This is a genomic window from Martinezella hainanensis (assembly GCF_900094555.1).
GTDB lineage: Bacteria > Pseudomonadota > Alphaproteobacteria > Rhizobiales > Rhizobiaceae > Rhizobium > Rhizobium hainanense.
Map to the genome: position 1 here is coordinate 123,802 of NZ_FMAC01000013.1, position 24,543 is coordinate 148,344.

Genomic DNA, 24,543 nt, shown 5'->3' on the forward strand with positions numbered 1-24,543 from the left:
TTATCGTGTATTTTTAGATTGCGTGGCCATTTGATCCGGCGTAATCGTTCTCCCGGACAATTCGGGAGAATCCAAATGGAATCCAGTTTGAAGGAACCATCGATACGGCTGGAAGGAGTGCCCGCCCGCATCCGCGCCATCGAGCCGATTGCCGCACGCGTCGGTACGCGCAATCAGCTGGTGGTGAAAATCCAGTCGACCGACGGCTTGGTCGGTTGGGGCGAAGCCGGGCTTTCCGGTCGGGAACGGGCGGTCGCCGCGACCATCAATCACTTTGCCGATTTTCTGGTGGGCAGAGACTGCCGCGAGATCGGCCGCCTTTGGCAGGAATGCTATCGCAGCCAGTATTTCGAGGGCGGTCGCGTGATCACAGCCGCCATCTCGGCGATCGACATCGCGCTTCACGATCTTTTAGGTAAAACCTACAATATTCCCATCTACCAATTGCTCGGAGGCAAGCAGCGGGAACAGGTCCCGGCTTATGCCAGCTGTTACTCCGAAAGCTATGCCGGCGATGCCGGGTCGTTTACCGCAGCCGTGCTGGACGAGGTTGCCGGGTTGGTGGAGCAAGGCTGGACGAGCATACGGGTGCCCGTGGCCGGGCATAGCGCCAGAGATGTTTTCGAACCCCGTGAATCGATCATCGCCACCGCCGAGCGCATCGGCACCATACGCGAGCGCTTCGGTACGGGCTTGATGCTCGGGATCGATTATCACCACCGGCTTTCGATCGGTGAAGCGGCATCGTTCTGCCAGCGCCTGCCCAAGGGTTCGCTCGACTATATAGAGGAGCCGATCCGCGACGAAACGCCCGAGGCATATCGAGAGCTTCGCCGCCTGACCGACGTGCCGTTCGCCATAGGTGAGGAGTTTAGCTCCAAGTGGCAGGCTGCTCCCTATATCGAAAGCAATCTGACGCAATATCTGCGCATAGATGTCAGCAATATCGGTGGCTTCACCGAGGCCATGAAGGTGATCGGCTGGGCGGAGATGCACTACATCGACCTCATGCCGCACAATCCTCTGGGAGCGATCTGCACCGCTGCCACTGTCCATATGTCGGCAGCGACCCCGTTGTTCTCCTATACGGAAACACACCAGCTTCCCAATTGCCCACTTGGTTTTCACCACCCCGACATCTTTCCGGTCCAGCACCAGCTTTCCGGCAATGGCTATCCAGTCCTGGACGCACCGGGGCTCGGCATCGAGGTCAATGAAGAAGCACTGCGCAAATCCGAGGCGTTAAACTGGAACCCGCCGTTCCTGCGCCGGCGCGACGGCTCGCTAACGAACTGGTAGGCCCAATCATGTCAGCAGTTGAAATCGATCACATCGGCAAGTCCTTTGGCGGGCTTCAGGTTCTGCACGACATCAACATCAATGTCGATGAGGGCGAGTTCTGCGTTCTCGTCGGTCCTTCCGGATGTGGCAAGTCGACCTTGCTTCGAACCATTGCCGGGTTGGAGCAAAGCAGTTCCGGCACCTTGAAAATCGCCGGCAACGACGTGACCCATGCCGATGCGGCGCGGCGTGGCATCTCGATGGTGTTCCAATCCTATGCGCTCTATCCGCATATGACCGTCCGCGAAAATATCGGCTTCGGCCTCAAAATCGGCAAGGTTGCCCCGTCGGAGATTCGCGCACGGGTCGATGAAATCGCGTGCATCCTGCGGCTCGAGGACTATCTTGAGCGGCGACCGAAACAGCTATCCGGCGGCCAACGGCAGCGGGTGGCGATCGGCCGCGCGATCGTGCGGGAGCCCAAGGTCATTCTCTTTGATGAACCGCTTTCCAATTTGGATGCCGAATTGCGCGCCGAAATGCGAGTGGAAATCGCCAAGCTGCACAAGCGGCTGAAATCCACTATTATCTATGTCACCCACGATCAGGTCGAAGCCATGACACTGGCCGACCGCATCGTCATCATGCGCAAGGGGAGTGTCGAGCAGATTGGTACCCCAATGCAGCTCTACCGAGAACCTGCCAATAAGTTCGTGGCGGGCTTCATCGGCTCACCGCCGATGAACTTTCTCGACGTGGAATGCGTCGACGGTCATTTGGATTGTCCCGGTCTCGGGCAGGAGGTCAAGGCCCGCTTGCCGGATGGCTCCTATGTGTTGGGTATTCGGCCGGAACATCTTTCGCTTGACCGGACGGCCGGCAACCTCACCGTAGATATCGTTGAAAAGCTTGGCGCGACCGCCATCATATACCTCCAGGCCCAGAGCGGCGAGCGCTTGATTGTCAGCCATCCTTCCAGCGATGCGCCGATGGCCGGCGAACGTGTATCGGTTAGAACCGAGGCCAATTCCCACTACATCTTTGATCGTCAGACGGAACGCATGCTTGCGAACGGCCATGGCACCTGAACTGCTCACCTCTCCCAAGACCCAGCTCGGCGAAGGCCCAGGCTATGACTGTGAAACAGACATAGCCTGGTGGTTCGATATTCTGACATGTCGGCTGTTCACACTTGAGATGAAGAGCAGAAAGCTCACGGAAATCCCCCTTCCCGGCATGGCCAGCATGATGGCGATCACTACGGATCGTCGTCAGTTGATCGCAATGGACGAGGGTTTGTGGCTGCGGGACCCCGACAGTGGCGCTCTTTCTCTTTATATTGCCCTCAACAGCGGCAAGACCGGCGGCATGCGAACCAATGATGGCCGCGTGCATCCAAGCGGTTCGATCTGGATTAGCAGCATGGCGCATGACCCGATCGATGGCGCGGCATCCATCCATCTGGTGCGGCAGGGTGAAGCCCGGCTTCTGTTCTCCGGCTTGACCATTCCAAATTCGATCTGCTTTTCCCCGGATGGCGCGGCAGGTTTCTTTGCCGATACCAGAGAAGGCATTATTTATCGGGTCCCGCTCGATCCTGATACTGGCGATGTGACGGGCGCATGCGTTGTGTTCCATGACGGCAGAGGCCGCGCGGGCGGTATCGACGGTTCGGTCATCGATCGCGATGGTTGCCTATGGAACGCTCGCTGGGGCACCGGCGAAATCGAGTGCATCACACCTTCCGGTCATGTGGCACGCACCGTCGGGATGCCATTCAAACAACCGACTTGCCCGGCATTTATCGGTGCGCAAGGACAAGGTATGCTGGTGACCTCTGCCTCGGTCAATCTGCCGGACGACGGTATACAGGGAACCACGATGATTACCGGCCATGAGTTCAACGGAATAACAGATGCATACGTGATTTTATGATCGAGCCGATTCCATAGATGCCAAAGGCGATATGAGTTGCTCTTGAAGAGATTCGAACCGTCGAGCCGGTGCGCGGTCAGCTAAAGGCTTGTTCTCAAATTCGGTCGAGGTGTTTCTGGCCCTCTCTGCGCTGGTGGCTCAAGAATAAGAGGTCTGGGCGGATCGCGCTCGCGTAGGCGAGACACTAACGAATTTGCAGACTATCAAATCGTGAATGTCTACCCCTGGGAAAGCCAATTTTTGTCGGAGTGCATCAGCTCTTGAGCCAGGCGGAAACGAAACCGTTAATGCAGCGTGCCGCTGATGATCATCTTAGAAATAAACGCCGACAGGAGCGGTTGGTCGAAATGCCCGGGAGAGTTCATCATCAAGTTGATGGCCTCGGATTGCGAATACGCTCGCTTATAGGGACGAATGGTCGTCAAGGCCTCGTAGACGTCACAGATCGCGGCAACCCGGGCAACATAGGGTATCTTTTTGCCTGAGAGCCGATGGGGATAACCACTGCCATCATACCGCTCATGGTGAAAACGACAGATATCAAGAACTTCCGCTGGCGCGGCGCCAGACTTCGCTACCATCTCGAAACCCTTCTGCGGATGAGCGCGAATAAGATCCATCTCTTCGGCCGTTAGTTTGCCAGATTTACCAAGGATTTCGCCAGGAACGGCCATCTTTCCGAGATCATGCACCAGGCCGCCGAGACCGAGAACCCGCACCTCATCTTCGTTATGACCGAGAGCGCGCGCAAATGCGATCATAAGGGCACTAACGGCGAGCGAGTGAAGAAACGTGATCTCGTCCTTCTCCTTCAGCTTGGCGACCGCGATCAAGGCATCAGCGTTGTCGAGCGTCTCCAGCATAATGCGCTCCACCGCAGTGTTTGCCGCCCCGTCCGCGAAGCCGGCATTGAGACGAGCATCATCCAGTACATGACGTAGATGCGGCCCAATATCCTGAATGGATTTTTTCGCACGGCCGATCTCGCCAGGTGAAAATACAGCCAGCACGCTCGTCTCGAAGCTCGTTATTTCGGTAGGTTGCGCTCCCCCCGCGACGTCCGCTCCCTTCGCGATGTCTATGACTACGCTCCTGACGTGCCCGGTCGTGAGCCGTCTGACATCCTCGCCTCTGGTGAGCAGAAAGGGCCTAAAGCGCTCAGCATCGGATTGAATGGCGAATTCCATATCTCTGATGAACATGCCGACCCGCAGCTGGCTCAGTTGGATGCGCTTGAGCATTTGTGATTTTCCTGAGAGGATTCCATCTAAATATTGATGATGCAAAGCCGCTGACAAATTAAGGTGCTGTCTCAGCCGGAATACCGGAGTGGCTGCCGGGCTGAGCTAGTGTGAACGCCGCGCTGACCGTGGGCTAGGAGGAACTCTCCGGCCTTCGATCCATCCATCGCCCTTGCAAAGAGATATCCTTGGCCAAGCTTGCAACCGAACTCTTGAAGGCGTCGCGCCTGTTCTTCCTCCTCGATCCCTTCCGCTACGACGCGAATGCCAAGTTTTCCTGCGATTGAAATCAAGCCCTCGACGATGGCCATCCCCGCATCACCGAGCCTGGTCCGGTCAATAAACGACTTGTCGATCTTGATGATGTCGACAGGTACGGTCAGCAGATGTGTCAAGGAGGCATAGCCGGTACCAAAGTCGTCCAGCGCCACCTTCAAGCCTTCGAACCGTAGAGCCTTGATCTCATTGGCGACCACGTGGTCACGTTGTCCGAGATAAACGGATTCTGTCACCTCAAGGATCAGATGTTCGAGCGGAACATCCGCTGCTTCGAAGAGCTGGCAAATTTTCTTGCGCAGTCCTCCTTTGCGGAAGTCGGCGGCCGAAAGATTGACGCTGACATGCTGCAGAGGAAGCCCTTTGTCGAGCCAGGTCCGCATATCCTTCGCAACCTTGGTCAGCATCCGCTCCGTCAGCATTGCTGCTACGTGGGCGTCTTTGGTCGCCTCATGAAAATGAGCGGCGGCAACGACGTCGCCTGAGTGGGTTCTCATCCGGCACAATGCTTCCAGGCCGATAGCCTCGCGCGTGTCAAGACGGACGATGGGCTGATAGTAAGCTTCGATGCGGTTCTCCGATAGCGCCAGACCGACGTCCCTTACCGCCCTGAAGCGGCGCGTTAAAGCTGTTCCGAGGCCCGAATGGAACTCGACGAATTGTCCACGCGCATGCTCTTTGGCGTGGTAGAGCGCAATATCCGCATTTTGCCGGACCTGTTCAGGATCCATGCTGTCTGTCGTCAAGGCGCCGCCGAATGTCACCGCCGGAAAGACAACGTGACCCGCGCAATCCGTCGGCGGTGCAAGCCTGGCCAGGATCTCCGCCGCTTTGCGCTGCAGGTTGAGTTCCCCTTCGCCGACAACGATAACTGCGAATTCGTCGCCGCCGAGCCGATATATCGTTTCCCCGACCGCGGCTGCCGCGATCCGCTCCGCTACGACGCGGATCAGACCATCTCCGGCCGCGTGACCAAACGTATCGTTCACCAGCTTCAGGTTGTCGACGTCGGCTATTATGATGCCCCAGCCGCGACTCGCAGGGGTCACAAGGGTCCGGAGGGCCAGATCGAACGCAGCCCGGTTCTGGAGCCCCGTGAGGCTATCCGTGTATGTCAGCCGCTGACGCTCCGCCACCCGTTCGTCACGCTCGATTGCGATCGAGCAGAGATGTACACATGCATCCACGATCTTCTGCTCAAGTGTGCTCGGACCACGTTTTTCCCGATAGTAGAAGGCGAAAGTACCGACCACACGGTCGGCGCTCTTGATCGGACTAGACCAGCACGCCCTTAGACCGAGCGGAAGAGCAAGTGCCTTGTAGTCGGCCCATCTGCGATCTGCTTCTATGTCGGTGACTACAACCGGCGTTCCAAGGAAAGCGGCCGTACCGCAAGAACCAGCGTAAGGCCCGACCCTGAGGCCGTCGACGGCCGCGGAATATGACTGTGGCAACGATGGTGCCGCCAATGTCGCCAAACCGGCGCCATTGGACTTCAGAACGGTGGCCGTAACACCGGGGATGGCTCTTTCGACCATCAAACAAAGTGTCGAGAGCGTGGCCGCCAGCGGTTCGCCTTTGGCGATCATTTCGAGAATGGCATTCTGCAATTCCAGGATCATGTGAGGGCGTCTCAAAAGGAAAACCTTCTCTACCAGCCGCGTTTTCAGATCGGGTTACCCGATTAGATAGACTTTGATCCAATTCACCGCACAACACCCAGCTCCTTCCCCGCGACAATGACCGTCGGATTGTGGGTTCAACCATGGAATGCGAGTGGTTATCGTGCGATACGATGGAACGCCTGAACGGTAGATTCTCGAGGTCCTATGTCTGAACTCGATTGGTTGAGCCAGCTGCTGCAAATCATCACGGTCACCGGCCAGCTCGAGGTGCGATGCGCCTACGGCGCTCCGTGGCGCATTACCTGGAACCGGGCTGCGGCGAACGAAATTCCCTACCATGTCGTTGTCAGGGGCCGGGCGATCTTTGAGGATCCGGCGGCAAGAACCCGGCGAGAATTGACAAGCGGCGATATCGTGCTGCTACCACACGGTGCGGCGCATGTGTTACACGATGGTAGCGGCCGGACGCCCGTTCCTACGCAGCAGCGGCAGGGTGCTGCCGGTTGGATGTTGAGCGAGAACGACAGCGACGGCGAGCAGCTCGATCTGTTGTGTGGCCGATTTTTCATCGCACCTCCTCACGACCGGCTGATCCGTAACTATCTGCCTCTGAACCTGGTTGCGCGAGCCATGGATGGCGCGTCAGAAGACAGTTTGGCGTCCGCAACCGATGGGCTCGCTGGCCTGGTGGGGCTGATGCGAATGGAAGCGGCCGGCGACCGGCCGGGAGGACGGGCCGTTCTCAACGCCCTGTCTTCGGCTCTTTTCACGCTGGTGTTACGCGCAGCCAGCGAGTCCGCAACCGCTCCCGAGGGTTTGTTGGCGTTAGCCGGCCACCCGCGATTGGCGCCGGCAATCAGCGCCATGCTCGCGGATCCAGCCAAGCCTTGGAAGCTGCCTGATCTGGCGGACTTGTGTAGCATGTCACGCGCAACATTCATGCGTCACTTCCAGGACAGGCTCGGTTGCTCTGCCCTCGACCTCTTGACGGATCTGCGCATGAGTCTGGCTGCAAACGAGCTCAAGAAACCGGCGGTCAGTACCGAGGCAATCGCCGAAACGGTCGGCTACCAATCCGTTTCGGCATTCCGGCGCGTATTCGCCGAGAAGATGGGGATGACGCCAGGGGAATGGCGCAGGCTGGCGCAGACCGGCGGGAAAACTGCAGGTTAGTGCCGACCTAATGCTTGATCCTTTTGAGCATGATATTGAAGCAATTCAGTCTCGATAATATCACTACCGCTCGTAAAATCGGCTCCGTAATCACTTGATGAGGAGCCCCCCAATGAACTACATCAGCAACACGACCTCCGAAACTGCGCCGACGAATGCGGTCATCGAAACCATTCTAAGCCGTAGCGCCGCCAAATATTACGACACTACCGCCACACTAACCGACGATCAGATCCGGGATCTGGTGCGCATCGGCACGGCAGCGCCGACGTCATTCCACCTTCAGAACTGGCGGTTTATCGCCGTCCGCACGCCCGAGGCCAAGGCCCGGCTCCATCCGATCGCCTGGAAGCAGCCCGCGATCCTCGATGCCGCGGTGACGTTTATTATCATCGGCCAATTGGCCGATGCCAGCACTGTACCCGCCCGCCTGGCGCCGGTCGTGGAAGCCGGTATCATGCCGGCCCACTTGGTGCCGGAATGGGAAGTGCCCGCCCGCGGCCTCTATGATAACCAGCCCCAGCGGCAACGTGACGAAGCGGTTCGCTCCGCGACCTTCGGCACCGCGGCAGTCATCTATGCGGCGCGCTCGCTGGGTCTTGGCTCAACACCGATGATCGGGTTCGACGCAGAGGCCGTGCATCGCGAATTCGGCCTCGCCGAAGATGAAATCCCGGTGATGCTCTTGACCGTCGGGCCCGAACGGTCCGGCAACTGGCCGCAGAAGCCACGCCTGCCGGTGGCCGACGTCCTGTCCTTCGCATAACCGCCATCTCAATCAAACATTTATGGAGACGACCATGACCAGAACCACTGTTCTGACGCCGGAACAGGTGCCGGCTGCATCCAAAGAGACCCTCGATGCCCTCACGAGAAACATCGGCTTTACCCCAAACATGATGGCAGCCTTCGCGCAAAGCCCGATCGCCTTCAACGCATGGGCTGCCCTGCTGGGCTCCCTCAGCAAGGCGCTCGACGTGAGGACACGAGACAGCATCGGCCTTGCTGTCTCCGAAGTGAATGGCTGCAACTATTGTCTCACGGTTCACAGCTTCACCGCTGAACATATGGCCAAGCTGCCTGTCGACGAGATCATTCTCGCTCGCAAGGGCCATGCAAACGACCCGAAGCGGGACGCGGCGGTGCAGTTCGCCCGCAAGGTTATCGAAAGCCGAGGGCAAGTCAGCGATGCCGATCTGAAGGCTGTTCGCGATGCCGGCTTCACCGAGGCGAACATCATCGAGATCGTCGCTCTGGTCGCCATGTACACGCTGACGAACCTGTTCAACAATGTCTTTGATCCCGACAAGGACTTTCCCGCCGTTGCCCCGGCCGGCGCGATCTGAGTTCCGCTCTCTCGCAACCTCATGAAGCCGTTGGATCAATCCCATGAACATTCTCCACATCGACAGCAGTCCGCGCCAGCAATCCCATAGCCGTCAGTTTTCGGCGGCCATCGTCGAAAAGCTTCTTGGGGTTGCGCCTGGCGCGGACATCATCCGGCGTGATCTGGGCGCCGATCCCCTACCTCAGACCGTAGCCCTTTATGCCGCCGCGCTGGCGTCGCCGGCTACTTTGGCGGCCCCGCCGACAGGGTCGCTCGATCTTTCCGAACAGCTTATTCAGGAGGTCGAAGCGGCGGATGTGGTCGTCATCGGAACGCCGATGCACAATCTGACTACTCCCTCTGTCCTCAAGGCCTGGATCGATCAGGTCCTGCGTGTCGGCCGCACAATGAAATCAACGCCGGCAGGGAAAGTCGGAATGCTTCGAGACCGTCCGGTCTTTATCGGCGTGACGTCTGGCGGATTCTTCACCGGCGAGTGCGCCAACCAACCGGATTTTCTGACGCCCTACCTGTCCCTGACGCTGAGCTCGATTGGGCTGAAGACGCAACAATTCTTTCCGCTGCAAGGCACCGCCTTCCTTGACTGGGAGCAGGCGTCGGTGGCGCGGCAGACGCTTCTCGCCGCCATCGATCTGACGGTCGTGCCGAGTCCCGGAGACATCCACACAAGCTCAGCGCTGCCGGCGGATGCCGGCGGACGATAGCCGAAGTTGTGTTCCATGCCAGTACGCTGGCGGCCCGGACATCTCAACCATTTCGCCCCGGCGGGGCACATAGGAGTCATTTAAATGCGTGAAACAACACTACCCCTTCCGCAGATCGGCGACCGAATGACCGAACGGGCAGCACCACCGCTTGATGCCGCTATCCGGACGTTTTTGCCCCGGACTGGCTCTACGGTGGCAAGAACCGCGGCTGGTCCTTGCGCTACAAGAAAGCCAGGGCCTTCACCACCCTGGTCCCGGAGTTCAAACGGCTTTCGGCCGTCGTGGTGATGGGCCGAGCGGAGCGCGAGAAATTCGAGGAGCGGCGCTATGCCTGGCGGCCTGAACTGGTCACCCTCTACGACAACGCCAAAACCTATATCGACGGAAAATGGCTGACGCTTCCCATCTCGGATGGAAGCGATCTGCAGGATGTCAAAGACCTCTTGCTGATGAAGCGCCCGCCGGTATCGAACGTGTGATTGCCAAATATCGCGGCTCGTCCGTCGGCATCCAATCGACCAAGCCACAGTCGAGCAGCACCTGCCTGCACGAGGCCGATATGGGCTCGTGGTCCCCAATTCATCTTTCAACGCAACGGAAATTAAGGAGTGCGTCCCATGAAAGCCATTGTAGCAACCAACCCGGAGGCGGGGCTTGCCGGTTTAAAACTGGTGGAACGGCCCGAGCCGACGGCTGCCATCAACGACGTCGTTGTCAGGGTTCATGCGGCGGGGTTCGTCAATACCGAACTCGAATGGCCGTCCACCTGGACCGATCGCAGCTCGCATAATCGGACGCCGCCAATCCTTGGTCATGAGGTGGCTGGCGTGGTCACGGCTTTGGGTTACGGCACCACGGGCCTGTCGATCGGCCAGCGGGTATTCGGCCTGGCTGACTGGTACCGCGACGGCACGCTCGCCGAGTATGTCTCTCTGGAGGCGCGCAATCTGGCGCCGCTGCCGGGCGACATCGATTTCATCGTCGGTGCGAGCCTGCCGATCTCGGGCCTCACCGCTTGGCAGGGCCTATTCCAGCATGGCCGACTTCAGGCGGGACAAACGGTTCTGGCGCATGGCGCCGCCGGAGCCGTCGGCTCGATCGTAACGCAGCTCGCGAAGGAAGCCGGTGCCTATGTCATCGGTACCGGCCGCTTTGCAGACCGTCAAAAGGCTCTCGACTTCGGGGCGAATGAGTTCGTCGATCTTGCGAACGACAGGCTTGAGGACATAGGCGGCGTCGACTTGGTCTTCGACGTCATCGGCGGCGACATCCAGAAGCGGTCAGCTGCCCTGATCAGAACCGGCGGAACGCTTGTGACGGCGGTCGGGCCAACCGATGTCAGGCCTGCAAACGGACCCACGATTGATTTCGTGGTAGAGGCCGATCGAAACCAACTGTCCGAGATCGTGCAGCGGGTCCGCGATGGCAGACTGCGTACAAATGTCGGCAAGATCACAACCTTGACCGACGCTGTCGCCGCGCTCACCTCAACGGAGCGGCGTGCAGGAAAAACCGTCATCCGCGTTCTGGCCTGATTGATGCCGCATCTGGGGCGGCCAACAATTCTGGACGTCCCAGTCGCCTTGAACCAGTTCGAACCAACGGCCGTTATTCTGTCCCAAATATCACTGAAATTTTCGAGCCTTCACATCCAAGGTGTATTGAGATCGAATGTGGACATGTCCCGCAGGAGGATCCTATCCGGCTTAGTGTAAGATTTGTTCCCGACCCGGCTGGCGCAGGCGACATCATCGATTGTATGTTCGCCCATGAATTGCATTGAGCGCTTCTTGCTGCCTTCTCTTGACTTGAAACCGGCGGACGGACAGAAGCAGATGGGTTTGGCTTTCGGTTTGGATCACGAAAAAAATGACGCTCGACATCAGGGGAAGCATCAAGAATACCAAGCTGAGCTTAAACCAATACGTGGTTTTCGAAGAACTTATCGCCAATGCGATCGACGCATATCTCATCCGGCGATCGACTGACCCATCCGCCCCGGATATGAATATCACGATCGAAGTCGATTTCTTGCGTGCTGACCTGCTCGACGATCGCGAACTGATGAACGTGTCATGCGGCGACAATGGATGCGGCCTTGGCGACGACCAGCTCAAAGCCTTTCTTACCAAGGATACGTCCTACAAGGACGATCTCTCCATCTCCGGCATCGGAAAGTGCAAGGGTGCAGGGCGCATTCAATTCTTCCATCATTTCGCAGCGATGAGGATCACCAGTACCTACCGTGTCGGTGAGACTTTCCTGAAGCGCGAGTTGCAGTATTCCGAGCCGCAAAAGCAGATCGAGGCCGATGATTTCAACGCTGCGCCGGGCTCCAAGGCCGACATCGGGACTGTCATCCGGCTTGAGCAATTCAAAGAGGCTGTTCGACCGCGCATATCCCACGGCGACGCCTTAAGCACCCTCTTCTCGGCGCCGGCGCTGAAAAAGCAGATGCTCGTCGCTTTCCTGCAGCGGCTCGTCGGATTGGGTGAACAGCTCGGTAATTTCAAAATCGAATTCACGACACGGCACTGGAAGGACGACCAGGCGAAGATCGAAGTGCTGCGGCTCGCCGACCTGCCGGCAGTCACCGCCGAGCGGGCTGTTGATGTCGAAGAACGTGATCCCGCGTCGGGGGACCGTCTCGGCACATGGCAAAGATTCAACCTCTCCCACTATCAGCTCGATGCCGAGCAGTATGATCTTCCGCGCAACGCCATTGCCTTCTGCGCCAAGTCCACGCCCGTGAAGGACATCACGGGCCACTACCTTCGGACCCGCACCGAACAGAACAATCCGGTGGGCGGTTTCCATCATATCGTACTGATTGAAGCCGATTATCTGGACGCCCGCGTCAACGAGCAGCGCGACGACTTCGACAATATACCCGACGAGATTCCGAGCGGCGATATGTTTTCGTCCGAAAAACTATCCTACGCCGACATTCATGAGGCGCTCGACCCAGTCATCGACGAGATGGTCACTCCTGCCGACTGGAAGAAGGAGGTGGTGCTCAAGGAGGCCACCCACCAGTTCGGCATCAGCGAAGCGATGCTGCAGGATACCAAGACCAGGATCGTGTACGGCGAATCCGCCCAGTCGGTCGCCGAACGCGTGTTGAGCAAATACCAGAAGGCCGTCATCGACGAGACTGCCGCGATCTTCAGCCTCAAGGAGGAGATCATGGCGGCCGAGCCGGACTCCGACGAGTTCCGCCAGAAAATCCATGAGCTTTCCTGGAAATATACGTCATCGCTCAAGAACTTCGATATGGCTAACCTATCGCAGCTCATCGTGCGCCGGGCCGCTATCGTCGATATTCTCGATCTCGCTTGCGGCCAGCGGCTTGCGATGCAGGCGCCCGTCGATGGCGTCAAACGCAAGGACGAGCAGATCATCCACAGCATCTTTTTCCCGATGCGCAAGGACAGTACCGAAACGACGGATCACGATATCTGGCTGCTGAGCGAAGAGTACCAGTATTATGACTATATCGCCTCAGATTTGCCGCTCGCAAACATCAAATGGAACGACGACACCAACGTATTCGAAAGTGACATCGACGATGCACTTCGAAAGGTTCTTGCAAAACGCACAAGCGACAATGGTGGCAAGCGCCCCGATATCGCGGTCTTCAGCAAGGAGGGCTCGGCGATCATCGTCGAATTCAAGGCACCTGGTGTTTCCACCGACGAGCATATCGGTGATCTTTCTGAATATGCCCAGTTGCTTGCCGCCAAATCCGGCGGTAAATTGAGGAAATTCTATGGCTATCTTGTCGGCGACAGCGTCAACACGCTGCGTCTGAGCGGGAACTGGACGCCGTTCCCGACGGGCAAGGGCTGGTTCCAATCAAGCGAGTTGAAGGATCCAGAGACGCGGCAATCGCTTGGCGAGACCTATTTCGAGATACTGCATTTCAGTGACGTGATCGACCGCGCCAAAAAACGCATTGGCGTTTACCAGGATAAGCTCAAACTGGACTTTCAGCGCGACAGCAATTGATCTGCGCCAATCGCCGCAGGAGAACGCGCTGGCGATTGCGGCTGATTGCAAAGTATCGATCCGAGGGGTGGCATGGGAATAGGGTCTTGGATTCGGCAGTGCGCGATGAAGCGCGTGCTCTCTCTCGCGTTGAGGAGGAATGCCCCCTCGCTGATTCCGACGTCGGGAAACCGCGCCGAGGATAACGATTGCTACGCGGTCTATCTTCTCGATGAAACCGGGGAAGCACGGTTTCTCGTAGAGAACCTAGAAGGGGCTGGGGTTCGGGGGAAGTGGTCGCACGACGGCAAGAACTTCACCGAAGAGAAAGTGCTCTCCACTTCGGAACTGCCCGACTTCACGGTCTACATCCAGCACTATTACCGAACATGGACCTTCTACAGCGTAGGTGTCTGGAAGTTCCTGCGGTATCGCTGGTCGCGCTGGCCCTGGATCCGCGTAACATTCGACCGCTTTCTACAGTCGAGGTTCAACAAGAAGGAACTAGCGCGACAGGCTCGCATGGATGTGCTGGAATATGTTCTGACCGAGACCATGAAGGATCGGAAATTTCAGACTCATCCCACGAGCCTGCTAACCCACCTCTATTCGGTGCGTTGGGTGCATCGTTTGGACAAGGACGAGCTGATGAACTACTACACGTTCATGTTGGATGCCCTGAAAGAGTCGGGCGACCTGGAGGTGGCCGACCACCATGGCTACAAGCTGACACCCAGAGCTCTGAATACGGTGAGCGCATTCGTCCAGGAGGAGCGTCGCCATGGTGACAACTACAAGATCCAGCGCGGTATCTTCTGGCTGACAATCGCCTTGATGTTCTTCGGCTTTGTTCAAGCCGGTGCCGCTGCATACGAGCAATGGCTGAAGCCACCCGAAACATTCACCGGAACCCTCGGCGGTCAGCCTATCGATCTCACCCAACATTGATGTGGAGACAGAGGGCGACGGAGAGGGTTTCGGGTCTACCGTCCGTACCGGTCGAGTTATCGGCGCCAAGCTCTATCATCTAAACATCGCGCGCGTGCCATGGCGCGACGCTAATCATATGCGGTTCGGTTTCCACCGACATCACCTCGGCTTCCACGAGCACTTGCAAGGTCGCGGCCCATCGCTCCCCGGTCTCGTTCAAATCGATAGCGAGCCGATGTTCGATCATCTCGCCCCCGCCCATGTCACCGTAGGAATACCTTTCGTTGCCAAGATCAAGTAGGCACTCTCCATCGAATTCTTCGTCATCGAGCTCGTCACCGGTAGAGGTGTCGGTGACGGAGAAACTCTCGTGCCACACTTGGAAAGGGATCCCGCCGAAGTCTTCGTCCGTTTCAGACCACCGGACCGGCATAGCCTCGAGCGCCGGCGTGAAGGCTAAATAGGGGAAAGTCGAAGACAAACCGCCCATAGAGAATTGCCAGTGGGTGCGGAATGATTCCCATTCTCCCTCAGGAGCCTTGCTCTGGAAATACACTTCGGTCCGCATCTTCGACATCCATTTGACCACCATCAGACGTGCATCCCGTCCTTCCTCTCGGCAGTTGTGCAGCCATTGCACCACAGAGGAGTCGCGAAGGAATCGGGCGATGCCCGTATCGTCCTCCTGTCGCAAAGTGCCCCTCAGAACAGGGACAAGGTTGCGATCCAGCACAATTCGGAAGAAATGCCCGTCGAGAACATTGCTCTTGTCGATCTTTACGCGCACCGTTTTCTGATCAAGGCGAAGGATCTCCTCACCGTAATGACGCTTCACCCATTTCTGAAGATCGATAGCGAGGAACTGATCGGCGCTTTCCACATAGACGGCAAGATAGGTCGGCTGGATATTGAGGTACCAGAACCTCAAATGGGCGACCTCAAGGTCAAGGACGACCTCTTCCGACTTCTGATAGTCGGCGAGGGCCAGTGTAGCGGCCATGATTCCTTTCATCTGGAACCAGATCAAGGCAGGGGTGACGATTTTGCCGTCGCCAGCTTGGTTCGTGCGCGTCAGTTGCAGACCGATGTCCCTGCCTGCGCGGTCGCGTTCATACTCTACAAATAACCCGTGTGGAGCTGCCAGAGCACGGAATTTGCCCATGTAGTCGTTTTCGAAATCATCGCGAGCGCCAATCTTCACGCTGGTCCCCGTCCCGTTCACCCTCGGCTATCGCCAGAAAAACCACATCTTCTAAAGTCTCAAACATGGAGTGTTAAGTTTGCTAGATCGTGGAGGAGACTTCGTATCTGGCGTCGCCTCTCGTAGTTGTGGCACGAGACGCCGCTCGAAGTAGCGCACGCTCCCGATCCGTCCGGCGCCAAGCGTCGACATTGCTGCCGGCATGGTCGATGAGCTAGTTGAGACCCCGCCAAAGCCGCTAGCAACAGCAAGCGCAACCTGAAAGCAATGAGTTGTCAATGAAAATTCGTTCGTGGATTGCGAGCGTCTGACGTCGAGTAACGGTTTTTGATCGAGTATAGTCCTCGTACTGGGGGATTCGATGTACTTAAGAAAAATCAAACTCGCGAATTTTCGCTCGTTTCAAGAAACCGAAATCGAGCTTCAAAAGGACCTGACAGTTTTCGTCGGAGAAAATAACGGCGGCAAAAGTAACGCAATCGATGCGATGCGGCTTTTGACGGTTCCTCTTAGTGGCCGTCGGGAGATCTACTGCGAGGGAACTGATGTCCGCTTTCAAAGCACGCGGCCGGACTTCGAGATCGTCGGAGAATTCGAGGAACTGTCCACCGGCCAGCAAGGCCGGCTCATTTCAGCGGCTACGGACACCTCCCTCACGCGCGCCGCGTTCGGTTTGCACTTCGACGCGAGCCGCGTCGGCGCCAGGCCGACGTTGTGGGCAGGAAAAGATGGCAACACGCCTGAGCCAGGTTGCCATGACATGATACGCCACGTCTATCTCCCCACCTTGAGAGATGCGAAGCGATCGCTCGCGTCCGGAAACCCGACCCGGATCATGGCTCTCCTCACGCATTTTCTCGACGGATCGTCGCCAGCGCAACTGGCCAAGGATCTGGCGCGCACTCACTCACACGATGTACTTCAAAAGGTCGATGGCGCCGTCGACAAGGGGCTACAAGCTCTCACTTCCGGCGTGCGGCGGCAAACTGCGTCTCTTGGCTTTGCATCGGATGAAGCCCTGGTCGACATCGCTCGCGACCTTCGCTTTAAACTCGCCGATCATGGGGTGGATCCAGAAGATCTGCGATATTCAGGACATGGTTATGCCAACCTGTTGTTCATGGCGACCATTGCAGTGGAACTCGAAAAGGTTCGGACGGCCGATCTAACCCTCTTTCTGGTGGAGGAGCCGGAAGCACACCTGCACCCTCAGCTACAGGCCGCCGTCCTGTCGTTTCTTCGCGATCAGGCCGCCCTCTCTCGGTCGACACCGTCTGACGATGGATCCTTGGCCGGGGAGCTTCAAGTTGTCGTCGCGACACACTCACCAAACTTATCGGCGTGGGTGGCTAACGAAAGACTGGTCTTGTTCAAGTCGGTCGCAGTGCCAGTACCTCTCTCGGAGAGCGACAAAGCCGAGCCCGAGCCACAGCTGGCCGACGCGGCTGTGATCGAGAGCAGCGCAACGTCCGAGACCTACTCCCCAGAGGAGTTGAAGGACAGTGTTGTCGTGGCGACAATGACAGCCGCAGCGATGCGCAGATCGACGCGCGTCATTCCGCTTTGCAAACTCCCCCTTGACGACGGTGAACGCCGGAAAATCGATCGTTATCTCGACGTCACCAAAGCTGCACTCCTGTTCGGTGGTCGCGTGCTCCTCGTCGAGGGTATCGCGGAGGCTTTGTTGCTTCCCATTATTGCGAAATACCACGCTTTAAAGGGTCACCCGGAAAAACTGCGGCTATTCATGTCGACTGTCTTCGTGCCCATCGACGGTGTCGATTTCGCGCCGTATATAAAGTTGCTGCTGACATCGATAAATGACGCCCGCATCGCCGATCGACTTGTTGTTATGACCGATGGCGACAGAGCCGCTGAGGAAGGTGAAGAAGACGACGGCGATGCGCAGGACGAGATGAACGAGAGCGATGGTGTCGGTCCAACACTCGTATCGGAAGACAACGCCGAGACCGCCTCAGTCCAGGAAGAGGTCGCGCAAGCGCTCGATCGGGAAAAGGATGAAGCCGTGACGCCGGCGAAATCCGTCAATCCCGTTATCCCCGGAGAGCAGCGCAAGAAGGAGTTCGACGATCTAGCGACGAAGCTTGGGGGGATTGATCACTTCAAGGCGATAGCCAGCACCTACTCCTTGGAAACGGAACTAATCGAGGCTGGGAACGTCGGCATTCTCCGAAACGTGTACCTCGATCTTCATCCAAGGTCTCGACGGAAGTGGGATAAGGCCGTTGCTTTGACGGGCGACGCGAGAGCGAGAGCGATCCACAAAATCTTCAAGACGACCCGAAAAGGCGACTTTGCCCAGATGCTGGCCAAGCGAATCGAGGATGGCGAAGCCTTCAACGTTCCGGGCTACATTGGCGACGCGATCGAGGCAGTGGTCTCGTGACCCAGAAGTCTTTCAAACCGACTGATGAACAGAGGACGATTATCAACCATACGGGGTCCGCTTTCATCACCGCCTGCCCGGGGGCTGGGAAAACGCGCACCCTCGTCGAGCGGGCGAGGACGGTACTGCAAGACGGGAAACTCCGGCGCGGAGTTGCCTTTCTCTCTTTTACAAACGCAGCGGTCGAAGAGCTCGAAGCTCGCCTGAGAGGACTACGTGTCCTGCCAACGCCGCTCTTCCCGAGTTTCATCGGAACATTTGACCGGTTCCTCTGGCAATTCTTAATTCAACCATTCGGTATTCCGAGCAATGCCGCTCTACCCCGGCTCGTTCCTGACAAATCCGATTGGGACATAGTCCCGTTTCCCAATGCTCAGCCACTCCCCTTTCGTGTCTTCGATAGAGACACGGGGGACGCCGATGAAGATTTGTTGAAAGAAGCGGGTTTCGATGTCGAGACACGCAATATAACTGCCTGGGAAACTGCGGCGATCCGAACCCAGAAAAGTGCCCTGGCCAAAGGGATGATCGACTTCGACGACGTGCGATGGATCGTGTCGCAGCGATTGGGTGATAGCAATTTTCGAGATCGCGTAGGAAAGGCGCTGGCCGCTCGCTTTTGCGAGGTAATCGTCGATGAGGCTCAAGACTGCAATCCTGCGGATCTTGACATCGTCGCCTGGCTAAAAACGGCCGGCATCGCGATCAAAGTCATTTGCGATCCGCACCAATCAATCTACCAGTTCCGGGGCGGGGTTACCGACGAGCTGATGAAGTTTGCGAAGACATTCCCTGACGACCAGCAGCTGTCGATGACTGGCAATTTTCGATCATCTCCTGCGATCTGCTCGGCAGTCGTCGCCCTGAAGCCACCTGGTGGCGCGGCAACAATCGACAAACCGCTCGGCCAGCACAAGCATGACCTTACGCCGGTTCATATCCTGTCCTATCCGGGTACGAAAGTAACGGCAGCGATCGGCGCCGCCTATCAGAAGATCGCCGAGCGACACAAAATCCCATTGGACGCCGCGCCGGTAATCGCCTCGACACGACCGAGCGGAAGTAACGCCATCGGCCAATCGACCGTTAGCCGAACCAAGGAAATGACGTTGCTTCTCGCGGAGGCGGCGATGCAATATCACTTTGCCTTTGCTTCAGGAAACCGCAAGGAGGCACTTGTCAATTTGCACCGCACGGTACTCTATGTGCAAGATCGGATCCCATCGCTCGGACGCTATCACGCCCACGTCGCGGAGACGGATCTTGACGATGGTCGGTGGCGTCCTGCCGTCATCGCGATGGCAAATGACCTGGGTGTCCGCGAAGGCGAGACCGCAGACGATTGGCTCGCTCGTGCGCGATCCCTACTCAGCCCTGGCCTCGTTGGCACGCGGAAAATTGGCCAAAGATTGAGGAGGCATAACGACCTAGGCTCAGTGCTTTCACGGCCGCCGCTCCAATCATCTCCAGCGAGGACAATCCATTCGGTAAAAGGCATGGAATTCCCGGCGGTATGCGTCGTCATGACCACCCAAACGAGTGGCGGAATCCTCGACTTCCTCGAGGGAAACCCGGCCGCGAAATGGGAAGAGGATGCTCGAAAAATTTACGTAGCGGCCTCTCGCGCCGAACGGCTTCTCGTGATCGCCATTCCGAATAGCCGTCTATTGCGCCTTAAAGCTCTGCTCGAAAAGCACGGCTGCAGCGTTGAGGTGACAGAACTCGCGAGGGATGCATGAACTACCGCTGGTCTACATGCGAGTTGACAGGGTTGATGTTACCGGGGAACGAGGAACGCGAAATTCCCGAAAATCCCCTAGGACGCGGCAGGTTACCCGGAAACGTTTTCTGTTATCCACTCGTAAATTCCTGGCGGAAGACAATCTGGTCCCTCCTCGGCGATGTGATCACCGACGATGTTAGACTCGCGTTTACAGAAGCGCCACCAGAGTTCGTCGTATCCGATGACCTGAGCTGGCTGGACGAGCTGATTTTTGAGGTGACGGGAGAGCTCGGGAACATAAAAGAGTTGACCGCACATCGCCTCCGGCAGAAGTACCACTTTTTCCGCGCCGCTCATGGCACCCGCACGAATGATTTGGCGCAGTTTTATAACAACGGTCTGCGCTTTCTCCGCTCTGACGAAATGGAAGATCGAGCAAGATCGCTTTTTCTGAACGGCAAACTCAGATTCGCCAATGAAGAACGACTGCAGCTCGCTATCAGAGAGAACGACGCCCGGAAGACGACGGGTGGCCGGGAGGGCCGGCTATATTTTTGCGCTGACGAGCGCAATCTACTTACCCGCTCTGGCAGTTCGGGCCACTATCTCGTCTATGGGAGTGAATATCTCTACTGCCTGGGCATACGTCTTGGTAGTAGCTGGGAAGCCAAACGTATTCTGAAAGAGATCGGGCGTCCGACAATGTTTATTTGTGACATCCCGATGTCTCAGATTCGAGATTACACTCTCCAAGAATTTGCAGGTTTGGTTCTTGAATTTCTGTTCTGTGAACTGGTGAAGGATTTGCAAGCTTACGCACTCAGCCCCGGAGCGGGAAGTGGTTTCAGCCTACCGAGCGATCTATCTCCGGATTACATCGTCGGGCATTACCATCCTGACACGGTGCACGATCCGCTCTGGTCGGCGTAGTGCCAGGTCCGAATAGCTGTTTGAGCATGATTTCATCTTACATTGGCGAGGCAATGATACAAGGATAGACGAATGCAGCGGAACCTGCCCTGGGGAGAATTAGATGACTGATGATGGAGATAAGAAGAAGCCGATCCTAGCCCCGTCGAAAGACCATCCCGGCGATAGGCTCAGAGCTGTTGCGACTGGGATTGCAGGATTGGCCCCTGGCGGCGGCTTCGTCACCGCACTAATTGATGACCTCGTGCCGACCGGCGAGGAAAGGGCCCGCACCGATTGGGAGGCCTCGATCTCGGAAAGGACAAACGAGCATGGAGCGAGGCTCGATGAGCACGATGCGCAGATCAACCCAAAAGAGACGATTGACGGCGTAGTTGCTGCGCTTGCGGCTGCGCTGGCGCAAGCTTGCCCGGACGGATTGGGACACGAGGTGTACGAACCGGACGAGATCTACGCCCTTTTCTCGGATATACCGCAATCGGAGATTGAGGATGCCGTATGGGAACTGGACGCTTTGGGCCTGATATCGGTAACCCATCTGATGGGGCCAATTGCGTGGCGTTTGCGTCTTGAGTCAGTTTTTTATGAGCAACTCGATCATCAGGTGATGGGGTGGGCAACCGCGCAGGATGCCGCGGAGTTAGCGCAGATCATTCTGGATACGGATGAAACACGTGCGGAGGCCCTCCATGAAAATACCGGCTGGTCAAAGCGGCGCTTTAATCCCGCCTTCCGAAGAGTGCTTGAGGAGATCGGAGAGGGCCGTATTTCGCGAGAGGTTCAGCCGGAATATGTGGCAAGGTATTTTGCCTTGATGCAAGAGGACCGCGTTAGGCTGAAGCGGATGATCAGAAGTCAGCATAACCAATAAGCAGCCTGATAGACTGCCAGCGACAAGGCGGAGGAGCCCGGCTTAAATTCCGCCCTTAGCGCGCGCTCCGAGATTGTACCAAATTCATTGCCGTGCTCTGTCGTCAACCACGCGAGCGCAGTTCTTCAGGAAGAGCAGTTTCAACACGCTCCCAGTCGCCCAACGTCCATTCTCTTTCCACCGCGTCAATCCTGACGGTATAGTCGCGTCGGTACGCCTCGTCCAAATCTTTTGCTTCCAATTCAAACGAAATGAGTAGTTCAAGGGGTAGCGTTCCCTCCGATATGATCCCAATCTTGTCGGTGTGCCGCTTTCCCACGCGAAACTCTTTGTTCGTAAGCGCGATTTTCCATGCGCATTGACGGCCTGACCGGTGAACCGCCCTCGCATCTGTAGCGATTATTCCGGCTCTGTTAGGCGGCGGCAGAGGCTTTGGAGAAGTTGATCGGCAACAGGTCACCTATGTCGGCCGCTTCCGTCCGCTGCGGCAACTCGATGAGCACGTGGCGCAGCCATGCCAGCGGATCGACGCCACAGGCGCGGCAAGTGAGCATCAGACTGTAGATCACGGCACTGGCCTTGGCTCCGTCGGCGGTGTCGCTGAACAACCACGATTTTCTTCCGGTCGCAAAAACTCTGATCTCGCGTTCCAGAACGTTGTTATCAATCGGCATCCTGCCATCGCTGGTATAGCGTGTCAGGTAATCCCATTGATTCAGAGTGTAAGACACAGCGTCGCCGAGCTTGGTATCCGGCACGACCTTCGGCGCGATATTGTCGAGCCACGCCTTGAGGGCATTCAGGATGGGCAAGCTGTGTTGTTGTCGGAAGCGGCGAATGCAGTCGGCCTGCGTTTCATTGGCGCCGTTCTTTTCGCTTCGGGCCTGCCTCTCGATCCTGTAAAGCTGCTCGAAGAACCGAAGCGCTTGCTCCGGCGGCCCGCCGCCGTTCTTTCTGGCCTTGAGCGCGTCAACGAAGCGTCGCCTGGAATGGGCCATGCATCCGACATGGGTTGCACCATTCAATGTGCGCCATGCAGTGTAGCCATCGCTCACCAATATGCCGCGGTAGTCTCCGAGGAAGGTCTGAGGGTAAATCTGGCCGCGGCCGGGCTGATAATCGAGAAGCACGATTGGCTCGTCGCTGTCCTCGCTACTGCGATATGCCCACATATACGACGTGCTGGTGGCTTCCTTGTCCTTCTCCTTCAGGACTTGAACCGTCGTCTCATCGCCATGAATGAGAGGCTGCGATCGCAACCGCAGTTTCAGCGCATCATAGATGCGGTGCAGATGCTTCTCGCTTGAGCCGATCACCCAATGAGCCAGAGCGCCACGGCTGATCGGAACACCGGCCCGCTCAAATGTTTGCGCTACGCGGTAGAGCGGTGTGCCATCGACGTATTTATGAACGAGCGCGAAGGCCAGCGTCGAGGCCGTGGCGATGCTGCCAGGCAGGGGCTGGGTCGGCATTGGCGCGATCACGACAGGCGTGTTGATCCCGGTGCGGTCGCAATGACGGCAAGCGTACTTGAACCGCACATTCTGCAGGACCTTCGCCTTGACCTCGATATGGAGCTGCTCGGTCACGGCCTCGCCCATGCGATGCATTTGATGACCGCAGCAGGGACAGGTCTTCTGGTCTTCGGGAAGGTCGTATTCGACACGCTGGCGCGGCAAATCTGCCGGCAGAGGCCTGCGGCCACGCTTCTTGCCCGTCTGACCCTCTATCGCTGGCAGGCCAGTGTCCGGAAGCTTGACGACGTCGTCGCCGGCATCACCGTCGCTACCGTCATCGTCGCCCACCGCCTCTTCGGCTTCGTTGAAGAGGCGGTCGATGTGCTTTTCGCTGCGAGGAGCAAAACGATGGAGCTTTGCGAGTGCCAGTTCCTCTTCCAGCTTGACGACCCGAAGCGACAGCGCATCCTTCTCGGCTTTGAGCGCGGCGATTTCGGCAGCATTTGCCGCCAACTGTGCCATCAGTTCTGCAATGCTTGGCTCGCCGGTTCTCGTCATCAGATTCTTGAATCTGAACCGGCCCTGCGCGTCAACAGCTCAATTCGCCATCCTCAGCCGGCGATCTGATATTGCCGAACCGGATGGCGCACCATCGCATCAATATCGATGCCGTCCAGGATCCAGTGGAGCTGCTCGGTCGAGAGTGTCACCACCACAGTCTCTCGGCGGGGCCACCTGAACTTGTCTTCCGTCAATTTCTTCAGGACCATAACAAACCCGGACCGATCAAAGAACAAAAGCTTCACCCGGTCACGCCGGCGATTGCAGAAGGCAAATACCGCAGGAGTAAACGGGTCCAGCGCCATCGTCTCCTGGACCAGGACTGCAAGGCTGTTGATGCCTGCCCGAAAGTCGATCGGCTCTCGGTGCAAATAGACCTCAAGATCAGCGCCCAGTCTGAACATGACCCAGCGCTCCTACGATTGCGACCAGTCCATTCACATCGTCGTACTCAACGGTCAGGCTAATCCCATTCGGCAGGAGCGCACTCACCCTGGATGCATGAGAGTGCTTGCCCAATGGCTCGGTCTTCGCCAGCAAATCGCCGCCAGAGGCCGAGGAAATATCTGCAGCAATCCGAACCGGAACGAACCCCGAGACCAGAGGCAAAGGACGTCCTTCTTTGGCTCTCTTCACCCATTTCCGAACAAGATTAGCATTAACGCCGTGCTCCAGCGCCAGACGCGAGACCGAAACGCCGGGTTCCAGGCAAGCCGCGACAAGCCGATCTCTCCACGCAGGGTCATATCGACGACGGCCGTCGCGACCAACAAGCCGCACTTGTAGTTTAGGAGCATCTTCATCCATGATTTGGTGTCCACCTATTTTTGGCGGAAACTTCATGCATCAGAGCACCGCGCTTCAGAAGGCGCACAGAAATTCGCGCTTAC

20 protein-coding genes and 1 pseudogene are annotated in these 24,543 nt (G+C 57.4%); 15 read left to right on the forward strand and 6 right to left on the reverse strand.

Features of this window, described 5'->3' with window-relative positions; genetic code table 11:
* Positions 1 to 75 precede the first annotated feature (75 nt).
* Genes GA0061100_RS29050 through GA0061100_RS29060 form a run of 3 tightly spaced genes read left to right on the forward strand, consistent with a single transcriptional unit; the run spans position 76 to position 3,216 of the window.
* Positions 76 to 1,299, forward strand: a complete 1,224-nt coding sequence (locus tag GA0061100_RS29050) for a mandelate racemase/muconate lactonizing enzyme family protein (protein ID WP_075856322.1) — start codon at positions 76 to 78, stop codon at positions 1,297 to 1,299.
* Between the two features lie 8 nt (positions 1,300 to 1,307).
* Positions 1,308 to 2,369 (forward strand): ABC transporter ATP-binding protein, encoded by a 1,062-nt coding sequence (locus GA0061100_RS29055; protein ID WP_075856323.1) that lies wholly within the window; start codon positions 1,308 to 1,310, stop codon positions 2,367 to 2,369.
* Entirely contained in the window at positions 2,359 to 3,216 is an 858-nt protein-coding gene (locus tag GA0061100_RS29060; protein ID WP_075856324.1) for an SMP-30/gluconolactonase/LRE family protein, read from the forward strand. Before GA0061100_RS29055 ends, GA0061100_RS29060 begins: the two co-directional genes overlap by 11 nt.
* Positions 3,217 to 3,500: 284 nt before the next feature.
* Here the strand turns inward: GA0061100_RS29060 and GA0061100_RS29065 are convergent, their stop codons facing one another.
* Entirely contained in the window at positions 3,501 to 4,457 is a 957-nt protein-coding gene (locus GA0061100_RS29065) for an HD-GYP domain-containing protein (RefSeq protein WP_075856325.1), read from the reverse strand.
* 71 nt (positions 4,458 to 4,528) lie between these two features.
* Positions 4,529 to 6,355: a putative bifunctional diguanylate cyclase/phosphodiesterase gene (locus tag GA0061100_RS29070; RefSeq protein ID WP_075856326.1), complete on the reverse strand. Its 1,827-nt coding sequence runs from the start codon at positions 6,353 to 6,355 to the stop codon at positions 4,529 to 4,531.
* A gap of 207 nt (positions 6,356 to 6,562) precedes the next feature.
* On the opposite strand from GA0061100_RS29070, the gene GA0061100_RS29075 reads away from it, so the two are divergent.
* The 8 genes and pseudogenes from GA0061100_RS29075 (at position 6,563) to GA0061100_RS29110 (ending at position 14,521) form a co-directional block, all read left to right on the forward strand.
* Positions 6,563 to 7,531: an AraC family transcriptional regulator gene (locus tag GA0061100_RS29075; protein ID WP_075856327.1), complete on the forward strand. Its 969-nt coding sequence runs from the start codon at positions 6,563 to 6,565 to the stop codon at positions 7,529 to 7,531.
* 112 nt (positions 7,532 to 7,643) lie between these two features.
* Positions 7,644 to 8,297 (forward strand): nitroreductase family protein, encoded by a 654-nt coding sequence (locus GA0061100_RS29080; RefSeq protein WP_075856328.1) that lies wholly within the window; start codon positions 7,644 to 7,646, stop codon positions 8,295 to 8,297.
* A gap of 34 nt (positions 8,298 to 8,331) precedes the next feature.
* Positions 8,332 to 8,877: a carboxymuconolactone decarboxylase family protein gene (locus GA0061100_RS29085; RefSeq protein ID WP_075856329.1), complete on the forward strand. Its 546-nt coding sequence runs from the start codon at positions 8,332 to 8,334 to the stop codon at positions 8,875 to 8,877.
* 43 nt (positions 8,878 to 8,920) lie between these two features.
* Positions 8,921 to 9,583, forward strand: a complete 663-nt coding sequence (locus tag GA0061100_RS29090; protein WP_075856330.1) for an FMN-dependent NADH-azoreductase — start codon at positions 8,921 to 8,923, stop codon at positions 9,581 to 9,583.
* An 84-nt stretch (positions 9,584 to 9,667) separates the two neighbouring features.
* Positions 9,668 to 10,065, forward strand: a pseudogene (locus GA0061100_RS29095) (DUF3788 domain-containing protein).
* Positions 10,066 to 10,203: 138 nt separating this feature from the next.
* On the forward strand, positions 10,204 to 11,121 hold the full coding sequence (locus GA0061100_RS29100; protein ID WP_075856331.1) for an NADP-dependent oxidoreductase: 918 nt from the start codon (positions 10,204 to 10,206) through the stop codon (positions 11,119 to 11,121).
* 334 nt (positions 11,122 to 11,455) lie between these two features.
* On the forward strand, positions 11,456 to 13,594 hold the full coding sequence (locus GA0061100_RS29105) for a hypothetical protein (RefSeq protein WP_075856332.1): 2,139 nt from the start codon (positions 11,456 to 11,458) through the stop codon (positions 13,592 to 13,594).
* A 105-nt stretch (positions 13,595 to 13,699) separates the two neighbouring features.
* Entirely contained in the window at positions 13,700 to 14,521 is an 822-nt protein-coding gene (locus GA0061100_RS29110) for a hypothetical protein (protein WP_143525569.1), read from the forward strand.
* 79 nt (positions 14,522 to 14,600) lie between these two features.
* Here the strand turns inward: GA0061100_RS29110 and GA0061100_RS29115 are convergent, their stop codons facing one another.
* Positions 14,601 to 15,704 carry a DUF4365 domain-containing protein gene (locus GA0061100_RS29115; RefSeq protein ID WP_075856355.1) on the reverse strand — a complete coding sequence of 368 codons (1,104 nt, stop codon included), beginning with the start codon at positions 15,702 to 15,704 and terminating at the stop codon, positions 14,601 to 14,603.
* A gap of 361 nt (positions 15,705 to 16,065) precedes the next feature.
* Between GA0061100_RS29115 and GA0061100_RS29120 the strand changes: the two genes are divergently transcribed.
* The 4 genes from GA0061100_RS29120 to GA0061100_RS29135 all read left to right on the forward strand — a co-directional run bounded on the left by GA0061100_RS29120 (position 16,066) and on the right by GA0061100_RS29135 (position 21,635).
* Complete coding sequence (locus GA0061100_RS29120; RefSeq protein ID WP_075856334.1) at positions 16,066 to 18,111, forward strand: ATP-dependent nuclease; 2,046 nt, start codon at positions 16,066 to 16,068, stop codon at positions 18,109 to 18,111.
* Entirely contained in the window at positions 18,108 to 19,850 is a 1,743-nt protein-coding gene (locus GA0061100_RS29125; protein ID WP_075856335.1) for a UvrD-helicase domain-containing protein, read from the forward strand. Before GA0061100_RS29120 ends, GA0061100_RS29125 begins: the two co-directional genes overlap by 4 nt.
* Positions 19,847 to 20,764, forward strand: a complete 918-nt coding sequence (locus tag GA0061100_RS29130; protein WP_075856336.1) for a hypothetical protein — start codon at positions 19,847 to 19,849, stop codon at positions 20,762 to 20,764. Before GA0061100_RS29125 ends, GA0061100_RS29130 begins: the two co-directional genes overlap by 4 nt.
* Positions 20,765 to 20,867: 103 nt before the next feature.
* Positions 20,868 to 21,635 carry a hypothetical protein gene (locus tag GA0061100_RS29135; protein ID WP_075856337.1) on the forward strand — a complete coding sequence of 256 codons (768 nt, stop codon included), beginning with the start codon at positions 20,868 to 20,870 and terminating at the stop codon, positions 21,633 to 21,635.
* A 413-nt stretch (positions 21,636 to 22,048) separates the two neighbouring features.
* On the opposite strand, the gene tnpC is transcribed toward GA0061100_RS29135, so the two are convergent.
* From tnpC to tnpA, 3 genes are read right to left on the reverse strand one after another with little or no spacing between them, the layout of a single operon-like run.
* Positions 22,049 to 23,650 carry an IS66 family transposase gene (gene tnpC / locus GA0061100_RS29145; protein WP_075856339.1) on the reverse strand — a complete coding sequence of 534 codons (1,602 nt, stop codon included), beginning with the start codon at positions 23,648 to 23,650 and terminating at the stop codon, positions 22,049 to 22,051.
* A gap of 53 nt (positions 23,651 to 23,703) precedes the next feature.
* On the reverse strand, positions 23,704 to 24,057 hold the full coding sequence (tnpB, locus tag GA0061100_RS29150) for an IS66 family insertion sequence element accessory protein TnpB (protein WP_075856340.1): 354 nt from the start codon (positions 24,055 to 24,057) through the stop codon (positions 23,704 to 23,706).
* The gene (tnpA, locus tag GA0061100_RS35575) at positions 24,038 to 24,460 is read right to left on the reverse strand and encodes an IS66-like element accessory protein TnpA (RefSeq protein ID WP_075856341.1); all 423 of its coding nucleotides are present in this window, start codon (positions 24,458 to 24,460) and stop codon (positions 24,038 to 24,040) included. Before tnpA ends, tnpB begins: the two co-directional genes overlap by 20 nt.
* Between the last annotated feature and the right edge of the window lie 83 nt (positions 24,461 to 24,543).